Genomic DNA, 18,660 nt, shown 5'->3' with positions numbered 1-18,660 from the left:
CTACTTTATGCTTACAATAAGAAGACCTACTGAAACGAGTAGAGCTCCCAGAAGAAGTTTTCCAGAGGTCTTTTCTTTTAAGAAAACATTTGACAGGACTACCGTCAGCGCCGGCGTAGAAGAAATAAATATGCTTGACCTAGAAGCGCCTATAAGCCCAATAGAGCTCATAAAGAGTAAGGGGCCTATCCCTATACCCATTATTCCTCCAAGAGCAAGATAAGAGAGTTTTACTTGTTCTCTGAGCTTTTCTCTGTTGTTTAGGATGAGCGGCGAAGTTAGCAGGATCAGCAAAGTCAACCTCGAGATATTTACCTCTATAGAGCTCCCCCAGTGCAGTGCCAGTCCCATAGTCGAGACGCCGAGCCCCCAGAACAGGCTTGCGGTTAGTCCTGCAAGTATCCCAACGAGGCTGTTGGACTTGTAGGAGTTGGAGCCTCTATATACAAAGAAAACACCAACAATGATGAATACTGCTGCAAGCATGTCTTTCATTGCTAAGTTTTCATTTAATAGAAAATGGGAGAAGACAGAGGTAGAAATAGAGAAAGTATAGGCTACTGGATACACTATGCTCACGGGGGCTCTTTGGAGACCATACAAGAATGCAGAGTCCCCGGCTACAAAAGAGGCAAGCATGGAGACTGCAACTATTAAATAGAATACTGGAGGCTTAGCTAGATTTACTGGGTAAAACAGGGCGACGACCAGCATGAACATAAGTGCAAATATTCCGCGGAAACCGCTCAAAACAAGCGGGTGGATGTCGCTGTTTTTTACTCCTGCCCTATAGAGCAACGCAGCCCCGCTGAACGATAATGCAGCCATGAGTGCAAGTATCTCTCCGTACACAAGACATGTAGAAAAACAAAAAGAAATATAGCTTTAACGATTCCTGGCAAGAAATGGATCAATGTTTGTTTTCTTTAAGAGCAAGAGAGCTATCAAGGCGAAGAACGCACCTATAGGTCCCCACAGGATCAGACCCATTGTGTAGCCGTTTACGTTTGGCAGACTCATTAGATAACCAGTGACCAAGTATGCAAGTGACTCGAAAATGTTTATCGGTATCCCCTCGAATCCAGTGAATAGCCCAGCCCTGTTTTCGCCAGTTCTTTCTTGATACCAGTGTGCGAGGTCAGCAAGTACAGCGTATGGGAACAACACGTAGGCCGAGACTGCTACAGCGCCAACAGCTACAATGAGGTATCCAAAAAGTATCTTTAAAGCAGTTTCATTAATAAAATGAGGGACAGGCGTCAAGAGAAGTGTGACTACTAAGACAGTTATGGCCAATGAAAGGGCATAACCTTTCCCGCGTGTTTTGCCCAACCTGCTCCATAATGGGAAAGCACCTGCAACGAATAATACAAGGATTAATCCAAAGGATGCAGAAGCTAGGGTTTTCTCGACTCCTATTACGTACTCTATATAAGCAACAATAGAGATTGAAAGCATTTGTACACTTGCAGACATTAGCCCTCTGACACCCATCCACTTCATATATTCAGGGTACCTAAAAACTGTAAGAAAGTCTCTTAAAGAGGGTCTTATAGTCTCAGTCTTCCTTTCGACAGGTAGTATAAAGACCTGAGGAGTAAACAATGCCACCAGGACGAGGGCATATAGACCCATAAGTGGCGTTAACAGCCCAGAAGCAACGAGCATCTTGGCGGAGAAGCTTGTTACAGTGCTGACAACTTGCCCAAAAATATTAGACAAGTTCTGTATCATTGATATATCGATTCTTTCGTGAGGCTCGGAAATCTCTGGAAGCCAAGCCTGATACGGAGTTAGAAGCCACGCATAGAAGATGTGGAAAAGGACACTTGTCCCCACACCCCACAAAAACAAGGAAGACTGGTCTATACTTGTTAGAAAATAAATTGGTGTGAAGTGTAAGAAGCCAGAGAGAGCAAGCATGGGGGCCCCTGTCAATATGAATGGCTTTCTCCTGCCAAGCCTCGTCCATATAGAGTCACTAATAAAGCCAATAATGTAGCTGGCGATCATTATAGTGATTTTTCCAGCGGCTCCCATAATTCCCGCTAGGGCGGGGTCTAGCTTGAAGACCTGCCAGTAGATATAGAAGCTCGCAAAGTCGTAGAGACCCATGAAAATTGTAGAGCCGAAGCGTGCGAACCCGTAGACAAATTTTTGTTTTTTAGTTAACACAAGATAAATGCAAAAAAAGTATTATTATTTTTTACTAGCTCACTTTACAGTTATTGCTTTCCTGCCTTCCCAGACACCGTGAAGGTTGCAGTATTCTAGGGCATAAATTACTCCGCTCTTCTTTAGGACAAGCTTGAGTGTAACTTCTGGCTCTACGAGCTCGGGCTCTAAATGTATCCTCGAAAGCATTATAGGGTTGAATGCTCTACCCTCCTCTTCAAAGTATACCTCTATCCACCTAATCGAGTGTTGTAGTGTGTTTGGATGTGGCCCAACCTTTATCTTAATGTAGAATGGTTCCCCAGCTTTGACCTCGTCGGGAGCCTCGATCTTTGGTGTGTGGGTTTCAACCTTTGAGACTGCTTCGCCTGCCGCAACTTCCGGAGAATATATCAGGTCTCCAAACTTTTTTGCCATGTTTGTCAAATCTCTTAGTTAAGGTATGGTATAAAAATTTAGCCCTTGCCAAAATATAGAAAATGGGGTAGCGTATCTACACGTTATACATATATATTTGGAGTCTAGGCAGAGGCATGTATGATTTCTAAAGGAGTATTGCTTGCCGCAGGTCTTGGGACAAGGCTTGTCCCCTACAGCAAAGAGATGCCGAAGGAGATGCTACCAATTTTCTATGGGTTCAACGGCAAAATGTATCTTAAACCAGTAATACAGGTCGCTTTTGAACAGCTATATGATGCAGGGATACGTGAATTCTGCTTTGTTGTTGGACGGGGTAAACGTGCAATAGAAGACCACTTTACTCCTGATTGGGACTTTGTCGAATACCTTGAAAGAAATGGTAAAGATGAATACGCAGAGCTGTTAAAAGATTTCTATGAAAAAATAGAGAAGTCATTTATCGTCTGGGTAAATCAGCCTATCCCTAGGGGAACTGGGCACGCAGTATACATGGCTAAGGGATTTGTGGGTGACGATTTTTTCCTAGCCGCGGCTGCTGACAACATATTTGTGGGAGAGAATGTTACGGAGAAAGTTATCTCTTTGCATGGCCAGACTAAAAAGCCAGTCATAACTGTGAGAAAAGTAAAAGACCCAAGCAGATACGGAGTAATCGTTGGGGATAAAGTTGCGGAATTCGTTTACCTTGTAAAAGGCATAGTTGAGAAGCCAAAGGAATTTGTCTCCAACTTGGCAAATGTCTCTTTGTATATTTTTCCACCCGAGATATTCAAAGCGATAGAAGAGACGAAGCCAAGTCCACGGGGAGAAATCGAGATAACAGATTCAATCCAGCTTTTGATCAAGAGTGGCGTAGAGTTTATAGCTTATGAGTCTGAGGCAGACTGGGTAGATGTTGGAAACTGGGAGTCTTTCCTCAGAGCAATTTTGGTTTCGCTGAAGCACCATATGGGTTCCGAAGCTTTGAAAAACATCTTGCAAGAGAACCTAGACCTCTAACTCCTAACCTAAAAACTTTTAATAAATATTCATGAACATGAGTTAACGTGTCGTCTTCGCCAGAAGAAAATATTGCTAAGGTACTCCTAGTTGTAGAAGCATTCCTAGGAGGATTCTACGTCTCAATAACTAGGGGTCTCTTTATCCCAATGATCTCGTATAGCGGGTACAGCCTAGGAAACATGGCACTCATACTCTTGCCCACAGGCCTAAGCGGGTCTATTCTATCATTGATATTGTACAGGTATTCCGACAGCCTTACAAGGAAATTCAAATTCCTGGCCTTCACTACACATGTGACTGAAAGAGTTGTATGGTTCCTCTTGCCTTTCCTCTTGGGCAACATAGAGCTGATATCCTTTACCTACATGCTTGGAAACCTTATCTCAGCAGTGGTAAGCATTTTCATTGGAGCACTAATCTACTCATATTTCTCATCTATACAAGACGTGATAAATGTCTCAGTCTGGAGATCAGCAGCTGGAGCAGTTGCTTCCTTGCTTGGATCCCTCTTTATGACCTTCGTTTCCTACGTCTATAATCCCCCTCAAAGCTACATTATATCCTACTTTGCGGCATTTGTTATTGGCCTGGGAAGCTCTCTCGCCTTCATACTTGTCCCAAAGTTTCCCTCTCAAATAGTAGAGAAACAGCAGGAGACGCCGGTCGAAGTAATTGTAAGAGGACACTCGGCTTTTCTGGTTCTCACATTCATGCTGGCCGGTAGCAACTTAGTGGGATTGTCGTGGACTCCTTTTCTAAAGAGCTTAGGCGCCCCTATCTATATAGCTCTCGCCCTGAGTGTAACGGGGAACATTGGAGGCACTCTTGGCTCATTCCTGTTTAGGGGCTACAAGTCATATATGGTTGGCCTAGTTGCAAATACTTTGCTGACGGGACTAATACCATTTATCAGCTACCCGTATGCCCATGTAGGGATATCGTTCTTTACATCTCTAACCTTTATGGCTGCAAACTTACTCGCAATGCAGATTTTCGCTGAGGTTAATGCACGCATGGGAAGAATAAAGGCATCCGCATTTCTTGTTGCCGGCAACTATACAGGATTGCTCATAGCCTCGATGGTTGCATACATATTTGTCAAGGATCCATTTACAGGGCTCATTTTGTCAGCTATCATCAAGTTCCTAGCTGTCATAATAGTCTTACTTGCTATACCTGAAACCGCTATAATTCCAGGAAGAAAGGCGTACGAGTTCAGCAGACTAATCTACTCTATTAGCCTCACAGGTTTCACATTCACGGTTCAAGCCTCTAAAGAATTCCTCAAAACATTCTTTGAAGCAGTAACCTTGATGACACTGGCTTTGCTCTTATATATAATTTATAAGCTAGCATTCCTAATAATCGGTGGTTGACATGTCGGACGCAGAGATCACTATGCTTCTCCGTCAGCTCCTTGAAGACATCTTGTCACTCTTTCCCAAGGCAGGTCTCGCCACGCTTGTAATTTTTGTAACGCTCCTCTTTGTAAAGCTTCTCAACAAGGCAATTAACTGGCTTGTCCGTACAAGCAGGCTGGAAGACTATGTAAAGAGAGCTGTCCCCGAAGGAACAAGAATACCGGTAAACTCCCTTATAATCTTCTTGGCAGACGCAGGCGTAATAGCCACTAGCACAGCAATTGTGGTTCGAATATTTGTCCCAGAATACACGCAGGCATATCGGGACCTAATAGCTTACATATACAGGGTCGGTAGCGTAGTGGTATTATCAATGCTTACCTTTGTAATTATCGACGCATTGGTCAAATCTATGAGGCTAGAAAGGAAAACTGAAAGATTCTTCACAATGCTAAGTCTTCTCCTCATAACCCTGCTCCTCATCGACCTTGCAGCACTCAGTAGCGAAATAAAGCTGGCACTAGCGATTGGAATAGCTATAGGCATCGGCCTCCTTATAGGCGTCTTTTCGCTGTGGGCATTCTTCGGCGAACAGATAGATCTCCTGCTGAGAACTCTCCGCTCCAAAGAAATAGCAGAGTCCAGAGACAGAGACCTGCCAGTATCCAGCGAGGACTAACCATTTATTATGTGGTGACATGGCCTATGGAAAGCTACACAGCGATACCACTTCTAAGCACAATAGCCATGCTCTTGGTAGTATTTCCAATACTTTTACTCCTCTTGTATGAGACCCTTATTTTAGCTATTGCAAACAGAAGAAGAAACAAAGCAAACAACAACATTCATAGGGCTTCTAGGGGCACATTAGAAGCTGTTGTACCAATCTATTCTGAGCCAATAGAACTAGTTGTCGAAAAAACAAGACGTAACTCAGCAGTCCTCCTGACAAGCCCCTGTTTCACACGCCTAACTATACTTTCAGACGACTCAAGCGACTACGTAAGAAATCTAGCTGAAGCCCTGGGATACGACCTCCCCATATCCATATTCCACAGGCCAGACCGTAGAGGCGGGAGAACTGGCGCACTAGATGACTATCTAAAAAATGTTACTGCCACTCATTTCTTGATACTAGACGTCGACGCTGAACCAACACTAGAAATTGCCACAAAAATTTGTACAGGGCTCCAAAACGGGGGAGCAAGTGTAATACCATGGGAAGGTTACTTTACAAGAGGGACGCGTCTAGCACACGCGGTAAAGTTTTTCACAGATTTTGGCTCGGATCTCCTCTACAGAATGAGGAGCCAGGCGGGCCTTTTTGTTTTTCCTCTAGGCTCTGGAACAATTTATGACAAAAACGTTGTCTTAGATGTGGGCGGCTGGGGAGACAACATAATTCAAGACGATATATGGATGGGGGTTAAGCTTGCCCTAAACGGCTATGATACACATCTGCTTGGAGAACTGTCTCTGAGGATTCTTGTCCCCTCGACGCTTGCTGCGTTCAAGACGCAACAAAAAAGATGGGCATATGGCACGAGTGACGTCTTGAGGAGATCCGCCTTAAAACTCATTAAAAGCCACAAGCTGTCTTTTTGGAGGAGGCTAGAAATGCTCGCCTATATGTCTCTGCCTCTTCTCACAATCCCCGTCTCTATTTCATTTCTCCTTTTACCCATAGCAGGGGCACTGGAACAACGTATAACTTTTGGCATGTTCTTGGAAGAAATCCTATACATGTCGTCGCCTTTCATTCTCATATTTCCTATATACTATTATCTCTATCAGAGACTCATGAAAAAATACAGCCTAAAACAAACCATAACAAACCTCGGAAGATTCACAGCCATACTAACAACGCTTACACCTACCCTTGCCTGGAACAGCCTGAAAGGGTTACTTGGCCTCCCTCTCAGTTACGAAGTGACACCGAAGGGAAAGAAAGAAACACAGGAAAAGAAGCCTAAAGATCCCTTCTACATGTTGCTATGGAGCACCCTAAGCCTCTTCATCTCAGTCCTAAACCAGAATACCATTATCGGGGCATTGTCCCTTGCATTTTTCACTGCATCTCTATGGACCCTAGCTAGAGCAGAAAAAATAGTCGCCTGAGCTATTCGAATCTTCTTTAAGGTAAAACGATTGCGACTGGTGGAGGCCACATCGCCAAGACAAGAATGCTTGGAATAGTAATTGAGCTCCTCCCTTGAGAAGCGCCAAACAGGATATCAAGGAGCGATGGTGTTCTCGGCTTAAGCTCTATTACTGGCGCATCTTCGGGCAAACCCGCTAAACTCTTTGTCCGGTTGACTGCTTCTTCATATGTACATACGTCATCTATTAGACCTGCCTCTTTGGCTTTTACTGGAGTAAACGGTTGACCCGTGAAGACTTCGTCAGAGACTTTTCCTCTATTCATTATCACTCTTTCCTTGAAGATTTCGAAATAATAGTTTACAAAGTCGTTCATTATCTTTATTTCTTGCTCTGTCATATTCCTGTAAGGGGACCCAATGTCCTTGAGTGTTCCAGACTTAAATGTGTAGACGGTTATACCTAGTTTTCCAAGAAGGTTTTCAACGTTGAGAACAGTCATGATTACGCCAACTGATCCTACTTCACTAGTTGGGCTAGCCAAGATAACTTTTGCGGGGAGTGCGGCCATGTATGCGCCGCTAGCCATGAGGCCCTTAGCATAGGCCACGACAAGTTTCTTTGAGGCCAGGCTCTTTACGGCCTGGTAAAGGTCGTCGGACGCGGTGAATGTTCCGCCTGGGGAGTCGAATACTATGATGACAGCCTTGGCTAGGGGGTCTTCCTCTGCTTGTTTTATGAGTCTAATGTACTCCTCTACTCCTGTCGTTGTTCCTAGAATCGAGGAAGAAGAGTAGTCTATTGTCCCCGTTATTGTTATCTGGGCAACATAAGGCTGTAGGCTAGTGAATGGTTGTCTCTGGGAAAACACTGCCAGAACAACTCCCAGAATTACTACTGTCAGGATTATTATTAGAGGAAGTTTCCTCCAAACCTTTTCCTTTAGGCCGGACATTAATATATCCATAGAAATGCAATAAATAAATATATTGACAAGAAAGCAGAAACATATATGACTAAACACTACGACGTCATCGTTTTTGGTACAGGCTCGGCCATGAACATTGTTTCTGAGCTAATAAATGAGGGTCAGAGCTACCGCTACGCAGTCATCGAAAACGACATGGTTGGCGGGATATGCCTAACCCGTGGATGCATACCCTCCAAGATGCTGATAGAGGTTGCCCGGAACATTAGGAGGATAAGGGAAGCAGACAAGTTCGGCATAAATGTGAGCTATTCTCCCCCAGACTTTGCTTGGACAATGGAAAGGGTCTGGAAAAGGATCTACAAGGAAAGTAAAGAGATAGAGCATTCCCTGAAGCATCATCCACTCATAGACCTATACCAGACAAATGGCACATTCGTGGGAGACTATACTGTAGATGTGGGGGGCAGAGAAATCGAGGGCGAAATAGTGTTGCTGTGTACAGGTTCTAAGCCAGCAGTTCCTAGAGTGCCAGGAATAGACGAGGTAAAATACTACACGAACGACAATTTCTTTCGGGAACTGAGAAAACTGCCACGGAAAACAGTCGTTATAGGCGGGGGATTCGTTGGGCTAGAGCTTGGCTTTTTCCTAGCTATGATGGGTAGCCAGGTAACAATACTCCAGAGGGGAGAGAGAATACTAAAAGAAGAGGAACCCGAAGTCTCGGAGTTGCTCCAGAGGGATCTATCCAGGTACATGGAAATAAAGACCCGCCACGAGGTGGTCGAGTTCAGGAAGAATGGAGACAGACAAATCGTGGTAGCCGAAAACAAGCTTACAGGCGAAAACGTCGAGCTCGAGGCAGACGCGATACTAGTTGCCTCGGGTAGAGCCTCGAACAGCGACATCACTAAGCCAGAGAAAACCGGTGTAAAGACAGACGAGAAGGGGTGGATAATAGTGGACGAATACCTAAAGACGTCTAAAGAAGGTATATGGGCTTTCGGTGACGCTACTGGCAAACAGATGTATAAGCACAAGGCCAACTACGAAAGCATAATTGTCTACAGGAATGCCTTCAAGGGCGAAGAGGTTAAAGCCAGATACGACGCGGTGCCACACGCAATCTTTACAGAGCCAGAAGTTGCAAGTGTTGGCTTGAGGGAAGAAGAGGCAATGAAGAAGTACGATATCCTTGTAGGGATAGCCGGCTACGAGGAGACGGCAAAGGGAGAGGCCATGATGGTTTCTGATTATTTCGTAAAGGTAATACTTGACAGGGAAACATTCAGAATCCTTGGAGCCCACATAATAGGCCCAGAAGCATCCATCCTGATACAGGAAATAGTAAACCTAATGTATACCCCCGATGGAAGTGCTGAGCCAATCTACAACGGCATGCATATACACCCAGCCCTCTCAGAGGTAGTGGAGAGGGCGTTCTTCCACCTGCATGAACCAGGAGAATGGAAAAAGCATCATCACCATTAGTACAAAGTCAACTTTTTACTAATTAAAAATGAAAATTTTTTAATTAGGCAAACCCTAGAACCGTGTGGACAAAAAGCTTGCCATGTCACTGGTAGCCCTATACACAGCCTATTTCCTAGTCTATATACACAGGACAGTCACAGGCGTTATCCAAGGAGAACTCTCCAATATAGCTACTAGTAATGGAATCGAGCCCTCCCTATTCATCTCAATGGTCGCCTCCGCTTACTTCTACGCCTACGCCGCACTGCAACTGCCCTCTGGAGTCTTCTCAGACGCACTTGGGGCAAAAAGATACGTAGCAATAAGCATGTTTACCCTAGGATTAGGCTCACTCATATCTTCCATACCAAATCCATGGCTAATAGTGGCAGGACGTGTGCTTGTAGGCATCGGGGCATCGGCAGTCTGGATCTCGATACAGAGAGTGATAGGCGTATATGCAGATAAAAGCCTCGGAGCTACACTCACCGGCATAGGTCTGGCAGTTGGTAACTTTGGGGCCCTCTTCGCGACCCTTCCAATAAGAATACTCATAAACATATACGGCCTCTCGGGCACACTTCTCTTTCTTTCAATAGTTGCCTTCCTCGTTGGAATAATCTCGTTTGTATCAATAAATGACCACGGAGTCTCAAGCCACAGCATAAAAGATGGCTTTAAACAGACGCTTCAGCAGCTACGCGTAGTAGTCAGGTCCCCGCACTCTCTAGCGCTTGGAATGGCGTATCTCGGCTCATATTCCGCTATATTATCATTCCAGTCACTATGGGCACCAATATACATAAAGAAGTACTATCCACAATCTCTACAAGATACGCCAAGCCTGCTTTTCATGCTTGCACTAGCATTCCTAATAGGAGTATCCTTGATGGGATTCATAAGTGACAGGGTTCTCAAGAGAAGGAAGCCCATCCTGCAGGCTTGCTGTCTACTGCATGCAATATTCTGGCTTGTCCTCGCTTTTCTCCCAATACTTGTGAATGTTTCCTATAACCTTCTACTCTTATTATTCTTTGTCCTCGGGCTCGTAGCCTCTACACACATGGTAATATCGCCCATGGCACGTGAAGCATACAACCACGAATACTCGGGGACAACGTTTTCATTTGTAAACATGATAGGCTTTCTAGGAGTAGCAATCTACCAGTCCATCGCAACATTTCACCCTGATCCACTCACTGTCATAGCAGTGTTTAGCGTTCTTTCAATAATAGCTCTTGCTTTAAGCAGAAATATAAAAGAAACACTAAAAACAGAATAAAAAGAAAAAATACTTTTTTAGCCTCCGACTTTAACTGCGCCGTACCAAGGAGACCACTTGCCCCATCCAGGAATGTGGCCGAATGTAGCATTTGCGCCAATGTATAAAGCTAGAAGACCAGCTATCACGAGGAATAATACAGCTATGTATGCAATCGTTTTGTTCTTCTTGTAGAATAGAATCGGGGACAAGAGAACAGAGAGGCCTGTAAGGAAGTACATTAGGAAAGTAAACTCTGGGGTCTTTGTTAATCTGTAGTTGAGGATAGCCAAGCCGTGGACAACTGGCAAGATGCCTAGGAAGGCGAACGGGACAGAAGTGTAGGAGAAATCTATCTTGAGAAGCAGGGACAAACCGAGGACAAGGCTGGCTAATCCAAAAATAGCCCATGGATCCATCAGTACAATGTTATAGGGTCCAGGGAAAGGCCACGTAATTGTTGCCCAAACACCTGTGGCGAGTGCATAAATGCCTACACATGTAAAGAAGACGCCGAAGCCTCTATTTGCCTGCTCGAGCTCTTTTAGGGGCTTTACAAAGTTGAAGTAAATGTATGCCGCGGCGGCGAAAAGTGTTGCTGCTAGTAGCATTAACCATGTATCTAATGGGTCTACTACTAAGACTTGTTCCGGCATAGCGTTATATGAATATATTTAGAAACTTATATAACTTACTCTATTCAAATCGTAAAGAAGGCAAAATTTTTCTTATACAATTTGTTTACGTAAATGAAAAATAAGAAGCACATACTAGAAGCTTATGTGAGACTTTTCTCTTAGGTTTTTCCTAGCACGAGCTATAGAAGATTACGTATTAACGCCTCTCGTCAATGATACGGTAATGTTCCACAGTCGCTATGCGTTAGTTGATGATTCAACCTGTTGCTCTACCTCTCCGAAGCCTTGAGGTTAGCTGGGTTAAGGATGAAAAGGCTCTCGACGAGAACTCAAGAAGAATGGTTAATGAGACTCAGCCTTGTGGCCCTGTTAAGGGTAAGAGGGTTGACCCACATGTCTTCCAGGAGGAGTTTTCAGACCACTATACAAACAAAGACTATGACGAAAACAGTATACTGGTGTCAGATGTACTTCAAAGTCTAGAACTCCCAGACCCAGATTAAGCGCACGCATCTCAAGGACTGAATACATAGTATGCGGTTGGTTCTACGACGTATGCATGTACGACGCATTGCGCTTTGGGGTGTTGCCTCTTCAGAGTAAAAACTTTTCATAATTTTTTAGATTTCCGCGACATTATGTATTTGTTTTAATATGAAAAACGAAAAACATATATTCCTTATATGACGATGTCATATAGAACTAAACATGAGGGGTTATTGGTTACAAAGCAAAAATAACATTGAACTGTGTGCCATCAGTGAGCTCCGTCCTCACGAGGAGTGCGAACAAGACAGACTTATGACATTGCTAGCTTCAATAGTGAAGGATGGAGTTTTAAAGAAGCCGATAGCTGTAGATAAAGGTACTAGAGTCATACTAGATGGGCACCACAGATTTGAGGCATTAAAATGTCTGGGTTGCAGGTATATACCATGTATCATGTTCAACTACAAGTCGCCTCTTATTTTAGTAAAGTCTTTTGGAGATGGCAAGAATATCCCGAAGGAACAGGTATTAAAAGCTGGGCTATCTGGGAAACTTTTTCCTCCTAAGACAACCAAGCACCTCGTGTTTACGTGGAAAGGCCTTGTACATATCTCGCGATTTGAACCTGATATAAATATCGAACTAGAATTGTTAAGATAAGGGAGACATTGAAGATGAAGCCTCTTCTTTTTGTCAATATGAAACAAAACGGGATAAATCCCAAGACCACAAATCTAATGAACGTCTACATTGGAGGAAAAATTTTTATGAGGAATTTCTTTCTTGAGCATTTTTGGAAAAGGGTTCTCTTCCAAATTATTGTTAAAAATCTGGTGGTATTCGAATGTATATAATTGGGAAAGATGAGAGACTAGAAAAAGTATTGGGAATAGTTGCGGAAATTTTGAAGAAGGGAAAGATATCCTGCAACGAATATTTAGGGGAAAAAGACCTGATGCAGGAAGCTCTCAGTTTTCTAGGAATAAGGGAACCTTCATGTAAGGAAGGGACTGAGACGTATCATCTCGATCATCTGGGTTTCTTTGACGACATTTCTCCTTCACGGCTTAGAGTATTTAGTAGCACCGAAGAGCTTCTATACAAGAACTGGCCAACCCCTCTCGTTCTTCTTCGTTCACTGTCCAACCATAATTTAAGGGTGTGGGCAAAGTTGGAGTTTTTTAACCCCTTCAGTATGAGTGTAAAGGACAGAATTGGCTGGTCAATGATCACAGACTATCTGGCGAAGTATAATAATCCTACCGTTTTGTATGAAGCCACCAGTACAAATACGGGCATGGCTTTAACTGCTCTCGCAAATATAAAGGGTCTCAAGGTTAAATTATTCTTGCCATACACGATTCAAAAAGCCTCAGACATAATTCTGCGTATAATGGGTGCTGAGGTTCAAAGGGTTCAAAAAAGTCTCACCGTGGAATTCGTTGGAGACGTTGACGAGCTTGCAAAAAGGGAGGGAGGCATCCATTTGAATCAATTCGAGAATAACTCGAATTTAAAGGTTCATTTGAGATATACTGCTAAAGAGCTTGACTTGCAGGTGCGGGAAGCCTCCCTTAAGCTTAGGGGAATAATAGGTGGTGTAGGTACCTCGGGTCACCTTTCGGCACTAAGTCTTTATTTCAAAAGCAAATATGGCGACAACGTAAAGGTTTATGGCGCCCAGCCGGCACCCGGGAATGTTATTCCCGGCATAAGAAGAGTAGAAACCGGGATGAAGTGGCTTCACTATGTAAAGATAGACAAAGTCCAAGATGTTACATCTAGTGAAGCTATTGAACAGGCTATAAGGATAGCTAGAAGTGAGGGCTTATTTGTGGGTCTTAGCAGTGGAGCAGTAATGGCTACTTTTGAAAAGCTGAAAAAGAATGGGGCGCTCCAAGAAGGTGACTATGTGCTGATATTCCCAGATCACGGGTTTAAATACATTGAACAGTTTGCTACATATCTCGAAGAGACAAAAAGACAAGATGGTTAGAAAAAATTTATACCATGACACCGTCATTCTCATGTGAGAAATCATGGTAAAGCAAATAGATCCAGTCTGTGGAATGGAAGTAGAATCTGAGAAAACTCCTTACAAATCTGTCTACAAGGGAAAAATATACTATTTCTGTAGCCCACACTGCAAAAAAGCATTCGAAAAGAACCCTGAATATTATTTACAGCATGGTCCAGTTGTGAACAAACTGACAAAAACAAGGGAAAAGATTAGAGTTATAGGTGTAGACTGTCCGACTTGTGTTTTAGCGATACAAAAATCCCTGCACAAGATTGGGGCCACCATAGACATAGATGTTACAACTGGTGATGCCGTTGTCATCTATGACCAGGACAAGATATCTCTTGTTGACATAAACAAGGCTATTCGGGAAGCTGGATACGACTTAGAAAAGGGAACGCTTGTCTTCAGTGTTGAACTCGAACCTGAAGAAGCACACAACTTTGAGAAAAAAGTATCAAGGCTTAAGGGAGTATTTTCTTGCCACTATTCGCCAGCCTCTAATCTCGCAAAGATAACCTATAATCCTCTAACTACCAACCCAGCAGAAATCAAAGAATTGGTCAGGGTCCTTGGATACCAAGTTGGAGAAGTAGAAGAGAGTCAACTCGAAGATAAACGGGAAAAGCCACTCTGGATACCTCTGGCCTCATTTGGATTGGGCCTCACAGTGGTTACTTGGCACTCGCTAGAAGCCTTTCACCTTGTTTTTCCGCTTCCGCCAATCATCTACTTTGCCGTTGCGACGGCAGTGATATTCCTAAACTATGATTTACTCGTAAGGGGCCTGTTAGCGCTTATACGCTTATCCCCAAGCATGGACAGCCTTGTAACTCTGTCTTCTCTTGTTGCATATATAACAGGGATTATACAGTTGCTTCTTAGTCATGAAGGCATGGGAATGTTTGAAATACCTGCTGGGGTTTTGGGCTTTGTCTCGCTGGGTACATATATCGAGAATAGGGTCAGGAAAAGGGCATTCAACTACCTGTATGCTCTGGCTTCTGCCCAAAAAGGTAAGGTGAGAGTGATACGCGACGGGAAACTCGTAGAGGTAGAATCTGACCAGGTAAAGCCAGGAGAAATAGTAGAGGTAAAAGCCGGAGAACGCATCCTTGTTGACGGTGTTGTTGTAGAAGGATGGGGATATGTTGATGAATCTACATTTACTGGCGAGCCGGCTCCTGTTTTGAAGAGCGCAGAGAAAAGAGATATTGTCCTGTCGGGGACAATTCTTGTCTCTGGCTACTTGAGAGTTAGAGCGACTAGGGTGGGAAAAGAGACGAGTCTGGCCTACATAATAGAAGCAGTCAAGGAAGCACAGTTTAGGAAGCCGCAGTTCCAGAGGATTGCCGACCGTGTTGTGGGCTATCTTACATGGGCGATAATAGCGGTTAGCATTGGGACGTTTTTGTACTGGGCGACGTTGGGAGGAGCTAGCTACAGCGAAGCCGCCTTATTCGCTGCGGCAGTGCTTGCGGTTACTTGTCCGTGTCCCCTAGGTATAGCAGTGCCCCTGGTAGTAGCGATCGCTATAATAAATGCAACTAGGATTGGTATAGTTGTTAGGAGCGGAGACGTCTTCGAAAGGATTCTGCAGGTAGACACTGTTGTTTTTGACAAGACAGGCACCCTGACCATGGGGAAGCCGAGAGTCCAAGAAGTAATTTTTCTTGACAGTGCAGGTGAAGAGGTCTTAAGGTACCTTTGTTCAGCAGAAAATAGAAGTGAGCATCCCTTGGCCTCTGCTGTTATCGAGTATTGTTCAGAGAAGAAGGTTGTTTCGCTAGAGCCGGAACACTACGAACATTTTCCTGGACTGGGAATTTTTGCCAAAATAAACGGTGCAGAAGTGATTGTTGGCTCGAAGAGACTTCTTGAAATGTTTAACCTTGAAGTCCCGGGTCAGGTAAACGAGAGAGCAGAAAAAGAGATTTCGCAGGGGTCTACCATCTTCTATGTTGCTCTAAATGGAAAGGTTTCTGCTCTTGTTTTGGTTCGAGACGAGATAAGGGAAGACGCATTAAGGGTGGTTTCTTTTCTGAAGAAAAAAGGTTTGACAACCATCCTTGCAACAGGAGACAGCAAGGTTGTAGCCGAAAATCTTTCCAGGGAGCTTTCCCTAGACCAGGTATATGCAGAGATGAGGCCAGAAGACAAGGGTGAACTTGTTGAAAAACTCCAAGCATCAGGCAAAAAAGTATTATTTGTCGGTGACGGTATCAATGATGCTGTCGCTTTGAGCAGGGCCTTCGTTGGCATAGCCATGGGTGGGGGTGCAGACATATCTAAGGAAGCCGGAGACGCCGTTCTCGCAGGAGGCAACCTGGAGCCCCTCATAGCTCTCTTCAAGTTGAGCGAGTTGGTGAGGAAAAAAGCACTAGAGAACCTATTGTGGGCCTTCGCCTACAATTTAACCCTTGTACCAATAGCTGCTGGGATTCTCTGGAAACCCCTAGGAGTCATGTTAAGGCCAGAGCTGGCTGCTGGGGCCATGATGGCCAGCGATATAACTGTCGTAGTGAATGCTGTCTCCATGCTGAGATGGCAGAACAAAAGAGGATAAAAAGTCCCAGCAATCTCTTAAGCAAATATTTAAGTGAATAAAAATTTGAAAACCCTTGAGCATTGAGATGTCTAGGAAAAGCCTTACAGATGTAGCATTTAGCCTTATTAACCTGGCAAGGACGGGTTGGATGCTCAGAGGCATACCCGGCTCATTGGCGGAGACCGTTGCAGAGCACTCTTTTATGTCTGCACTCATATGCATGGAGCTATCGGAAGATGTAAAAGACCTGGATGTAGAGAAAATGGCTATCTATGCTTTGCTACACGACCTTGGAGAGGCATTCATCGGAGACGTCGTAAAGAACTTTAGCTCAAGTGTTGGGGAAACCAAGGAACGCATCGAACTAGAGTCCGTAGAGAAAGGAATAGAAAATGAGCTCGCAAAGAAGCTCTACGGGGAATATTCTCAGCAACAAAGCAGGGAGGCTAAAATGGCTAAGCTATGCAATTACATTGCCACATATATAATGGGCTTAAGGTACAGGGAGATGGGATTCAGAGTGGATGATATAATTGAAAACACTAAAAAAGAAATAGAGGATTTTTCACGGGAACTAGGAGTATGGGAGGCTGTAAAGCGAAGATACAGCCTGTAGCTTCTCAAGCTTTTCAAGGCCTACGCCCACATACAGGGCAGTCTGGCCGGCGCTCGACCTTTACTATGTCGAAAGAATTTCTGTAGCCATCGTAGAACAATAGTTTACCCACTAAGGTTTCACCGTGCCCAGTTATCAGTTTTAGTACTTCAAGAGCCTCGAGCGCACCGATCACTCCCGGGACGGGTCCTACAATTGGAAAAGTTGACTCTTCGGGCGGATTCTTTGGAAAAATGCATCTTAGGCATGGGCCCTCATATGGCTTTACTACTGTGAGCTGTCCATATAGTTCCCTTACTCCTGCATGAACAAGTGGTTTTCTAAGTTTCACGCATGCCTCATTCAGGAGAAAACGAGTGGCCCAGTTATCGAGGCAGTCTACAACAATGTCCACTTCTCTCGCAATCTCTATTGCATCATCTAGACTCTCTATTTTCTTCCGAACAACCTTAATAGTGACATTGGGGTTTAGTTTCTCTAGTTTTTCCTTTGCCGACTCGACTTTGGGTCTTCCAATGTCACTTGTCCAGTGCAGAATTTGCCTGTTAAGGTTACTCGTCTCGATTATTTCCGAGTCTACAATTAGAAGGCTACCAACGCCGGCCGCTGCTAGATAATAGGAGACAGGTGAGCCTAGTCCTCCCGCTCCCACAACAGCTACTTTTGCCCTCTTAATTTTCTCCTGGGCCTCTATTCCCCAGACTCTTATTTGTCGGTCGTACCTTTCTAGTTCCTCTTTGGTCAGCAGTCCTTTATTTTCTTTGCTAGTCAAGCATAATCACCGAGGCCGTGGCGACGCTAGAAAACAGAGTTTAAGCGGCCCCCGTCTACAGGTATCATTGCTCCGTTAATGTAGGAGGCGTAGTCGCTTGCAAGGAAAGCTACAAGATATCCTATGTCTTCTGGTTTTCCGAGGCGCCCAGCCGGAATGTCTCTTGCTAGGCTATTATATGCCTCTTCTAGAGATATGTTGTTGCGTCTTGCAATGTCTCTGGCAAGCTCTTCTATTCTCGAGGTCTTTATTGTCCCCGGCATAATCCCGTTAACAGTTATGCCGTATCTTCCAAGTTCTTTTGCAAGCGTCCTCACGAGTCCTGCAAGACTTATACGTAGCACGTTGCTTAGGGCAAGGTTGCTCATTGGCTCCTTTATGGCTGAACTCGTGAGATAGATTATTCTTCCCCACCTCTTCTCGACCATGTGGGGAGTCACTACTCTCGTCAGAAATATCGCTGGATAGACGAGTAGCCTGTAGCCCTGGTCCCAGTCCTCCATTTCGAGCTCCTGGAAGCTTCCAGGCTTTGGTCCCCCAGTCGAATAGAAGAAAATATCCGGGTAGCCTGTTTCTCGGATATCTTTTTCGAGTTTTTCTAGGTCTTCTTTCTTTGTCAAGTCGGCAACAAGATATGTAACGTCGACGTTGGCCTCTTCTTTTATCGATTTACTGGCCTGGACTAGTTCTTCCCTGTTTCTTGCAACCAAAATAACATCGCTACCGGCCAGTGCGAGCACCCGTGCGACACCGAAGCCTATACCTCTCGAAGAAGCAGTTGTCAGGGAGAGTTTACCTTTGAGGTTAATTTCCAAAGGCACAAATATGATGTTAGGATCCTGCCTAAATATTTT

18 protein-coding genes are annotated in these 18,660 nt (G+C 44.3%); 11 read left to right on the top strand and 7 right to left on the bottom strand.

Annotation, left to right across the window (positions count from 1 at the left end):
* Genes N186_RS00750 through N186_RS00740 form a run of 3 tightly spaced genes read right to left on the bottom strand, consistent with a single transcriptional unit; the run spans position 1 to position 2,592 of the window.
* Positions 1–852, bottom strand: coding sequence for a DMT family transporter (locus N186_RS00750; protein WP_020961850.1), 852 nt, complete (start codon positions 850–852; stop codon positions 1–3).
* 33 nt (positions 853–885) lie between these two features.
* Positions 886–2,175, bottom strand: a complete 1,290-nt coding sequence (locus tag N186_RS00745) for an MFS transporter (protein WP_020961849.1) — start codon at positions 2,173–2,175, stop codon at positions 886–888.
* A 39-nt stretch (positions 2,176–2,214) separates the two neighbouring features.
* Positions 2,215–2,592: a class II SORL domain-containing protein gene (locus tag N186_RS00740; RefSeq protein ID WP_020961848.1), complete on the bottom strand. Its 378-nt coding sequence runs from the start codon at positions 2,590–2,592 to the stop codon at positions 2,215–2,217.
* A 120-nt stretch (positions 2,593–2,712) separates the two neighbouring features.
* Between N186_RS00740 and N186_RS00735 the strand changes: the two genes are divergently transcribed.
* The 4 genes from N186_RS00735 to N186_RS00720 are packed head-to-tail and all read left to right on the top strand — an operon-like array spanning position 2,713 to position 7,076.
* Positions 2,713–3,594, top strand: a complete 882-nt coding sequence (locus tag N186_RS00735; RefSeq protein WP_020961847.1) for a UTP--glucose-1-phosphate uridylyltransferase — start codon at positions 2,713–2,715, stop codon at positions 3,592–3,594.
* A gap of 47 nt (positions 3,595–3,641) precedes the next feature.
* Complete coding sequence (locus N186_RS00730) at positions 3,642–4,973, top strand: hypothetical protein (RefSeq protein WP_020961846.1); 1,332 nt, start codon at positions 3,642–3,644, stop codon at positions 4,971–4,973.
* A gap of 1 nt (position 4,974) precedes the next feature.
* The gene (locus N186_RS00725) at positions 4,975–5,637 is read left to right on the top strand and encodes a hypothetical protein (RefSeq protein ID WP_052885489.1); all 663 of its coding nucleotides are present in this window, start codon (positions 4,975–4,977) and stop codon (positions 5,635–5,637) included.
* Between the two features lie 26 nt (positions 5,638–5,663).
* Positions 5,664–7,076 carry a glycosyltransferase family 2 protein gene (locus N186_RS00720; protein ID WP_020961844.1) on the top strand — a complete coding sequence of 471 codons (1,413 nt, stop codon included), beginning with the start codon at positions 5,664–5,666 and terminating at the stop codon, positions 7,074–7,076.
* Positions 7,077–7,092: 16 nt separating this feature from the next.
* On the opposite strand, the gene sppA is transcribed toward N186_RS00720, so the two are convergent.
* Positions 7,093–8,013, bottom strand: coding sequence for a signal peptide peptidase SppA (gene sppA, locus N186_RS00715; RefSeq protein WP_020961843.1), 921 nt, complete (start codon positions 8,011–8,013; stop codon positions 7,093–7,095).
* Positions 8,014–8,070: 57 nt separating this feature from the next.
* Here sppA and N186_RS00710 point away from each other — a divergent pair, with 57 nt between their 5' ends.
* The gene (locus tag N186_RS00710) at positions 8,071–9,480 is read left to right on the top strand and encodes a dihydrolipoyl dehydrogenase (protein WP_020961842.1); all 1,410 of its coding nucleotides are present in this window, start codon (positions 8,071–8,073) and stop codon (positions 9,478–9,480) included.
* 64 nt (positions 9,481–9,544) lie between these two features.
* Positions 9,545–10,744, top strand: coding sequence for an MFS transporter (locus tag N186_RS00705; protein ID WP_020961841.1), 1,200 nt, complete (start codon positions 9,545–9,547; stop codon positions 10,742–10,744).
* Positions 10,745–10,761: 17 nt separating this feature from the next.
* Here N186_RS00705 and N186_RS00700 read toward each other — a convergent pair whose 3' ends face one another.
* Complete coding sequence (locus N186_RS00700; protein ID WP_020961840.1) at positions 10,762–11,379, bottom strand: DUF981 family protein; 618 nt, start codon at positions 11,377–11,379, stop codon at positions 10,762–10,764.
* A gap of 233 nt (positions 11,380–11,612) precedes the next feature.
* On the opposite strand from N186_RS00700, the gene N186_RS00695 reads away from it, so the two are divergent.
* The 5 genes from N186_RS00695 (at position 11,613) to N186_RS00670 (ending at position 17,034) form a co-directional block, all read left to right on the top strand.
* Complete coding sequence (locus N186_RS00695; protein WP_020961839.1) at positions 11,613–11,864, top strand: hypothetical protein; 252 nt, start codon at positions 11,613–11,615, stop codon at positions 11,862–11,864.
* Between the two features lie 205 nt (positions 11,865–12,069).
* Positions 12,070–12,510 carry a ParB N-terminal domain-containing protein gene (locus tag N186_RS09895; RefSeq protein WP_020961838.1) on the top strand — a complete coding sequence of 147 codons (441 nt, stop codon included), beginning with the start codon at positions 12,070–12,072 and terminating at the stop codon, positions 12,508–12,510.
* A gap of 184 nt (positions 12,511–12,694) precedes the next feature.
* Positions 12,695–13,846 (top strand): PLP-dependent cysteine synthase family protein, encoded by a 1,152-nt coding sequence (locus tag N186_RS00680; protein WP_020961836.1) that lies wholly within the window; start codon positions 12,695–12,697, stop codon positions 13,844–13,846.
* A 43-nt stretch (positions 13,847–13,889) separates the two neighbouring features.
* Positions 13,890–16,436 carry a heavy metal translocating P-type ATPase gene (locus N186_RS00675; protein ID WP_020961835.1) on the top strand — a complete coding sequence of 849 codons (2,547 nt, stop codon included), beginning with the start codon at positions 13,890–13,892 and terminating at the stop codon, positions 16,434–16,436.
* Positions 16,437–16,503: 67 nt separating this feature from the next.
* Positions 16,504–17,034 (top strand): HD domain-containing protein, encoded by a 531-nt coding sequence (locus N186_RS00670; protein ID WP_148681932.1) that lies wholly within the window; start codon positions 16,504–16,506, stop codon positions 17,032–17,034.
* A 13-nt stretch (positions 17,035–17,047) separates the two neighbouring features.
* Here the strand turns inward: N186_RS00670 and N186_RS00665 are convergent, their stop codons facing one another.
* Together N186_RS00665 and N186_RS00660 are read right to left on the bottom strand one after the other, a co-directional pair.
* Positions 17,048–17,806 (bottom strand): HesA/MoeB/ThiF family protein, encoded by a 759-nt coding sequence (locus N186_RS00665; protein WP_020961833.1) that lies wholly within the window; start codon positions 17,804–17,806, stop codon positions 17,048–17,050.
* Between the two features lie 26 nt (positions 17,807–17,832).
* Entirely contained in the window at positions 17,833–18,627 is a 795-nt protein-coding gene (locus N186_RS00660) for an SDR family oxidoreductase (RefSeq protein WP_020961832.1), read from the bottom strand.
* Positions 18,628–18,660 lie beyond the last annotated feature (33 nt).

Source organism: Thermofilum adornatum (genome assembly GCF_000446015.1).
Lineage (GTDB): Archaea > Thermoproteota > Thermoprotei > Thermofilales > Thermofilaceae > Thermofilum > Thermofilum adornatum.
This window is presented reverse-complemented; position numbering and strand designations above follow the sequence as displayed.

Coding starts and splice junctions, on each gene's coding strand:
- N186_RS00740 (WP_020961848.1), bottom strand. CDS start 2,592: ATGGCAAAAAAGTTTGGAGACCTGATATATTCTCCGGAAGTTGCGGCA.
- N186_RS00735 (WP_020961847.1), top strand. CDS start 2,713: ATGATTTCTAAAGGAGTATTGCTTGCCGCAGGTCTTGGGACAAGGCTT.
- N186_RS00725 (WP_052885489.1), top strand. CDS start 4,975: ATGTCGGACGCAGAGATCACTATGCTTCTCCGTCAGCTCCTTGAAGAC.
- N186_RS00720 (WP_020961844.1), top strand. CDS start 5,664: ATGGAAAGCTACACAGCGATACCACTTCTAAGCACAATAGCCATGCTC.
- sppA (WP_020961843.1), bottom strand. CDS start 8,013: ATGTCCGGCCTAAAGGAAAAGGTTTGGAGGAAACTTCCTCTAATAATA.
- N186_RS00710 (WP_020961842.1), top strand. CDS start 8,071: ATGACTAAACACTACGACGTCATCGTTTTTGGTACAGGCTCGGCCATG.
- N186_RS00700 (WP_020961840.1), bottom strand. CDS start 11,379: ATGCCGGAACAAGTCTTAGTAGTAGACCCATTAGATACATGGTTAATG.
- N186_RS00695 (WP_020961839.1), top strand. CDS start 11,613: ATGATTCAACCTGTTGCTCTACCTCTCCGAAGCCTTGAGGTTAGCTGG.
- N186_RS09895 (WP_020961838.1), top strand. CDS start 12,070: ATGAGGGGTTATTGGTTACAAAGCAAAAATAACATTGAACTGTGTGCC.
- N186_RS00680 (WP_020961836.1), top strand. CDS start 12,695: ATGTATATAATTGGGAAAGATGAGAGACTAGAAAAAGTATTGGGAATA.
- N186_RS00675 (WP_020961835.1), top strand. CDS start 13,890: ATGGTAAAGCAAATAGATCCAGTCTGTGGAATGGAAGTAGAATCTGAG.
- N186_RS00670 (WP_148681932.1), top strand. CDS start 16,504: ATGTCTAGGAAAAGCCTTACAGATGTAGCATTTAGCCTTATTAACCTG.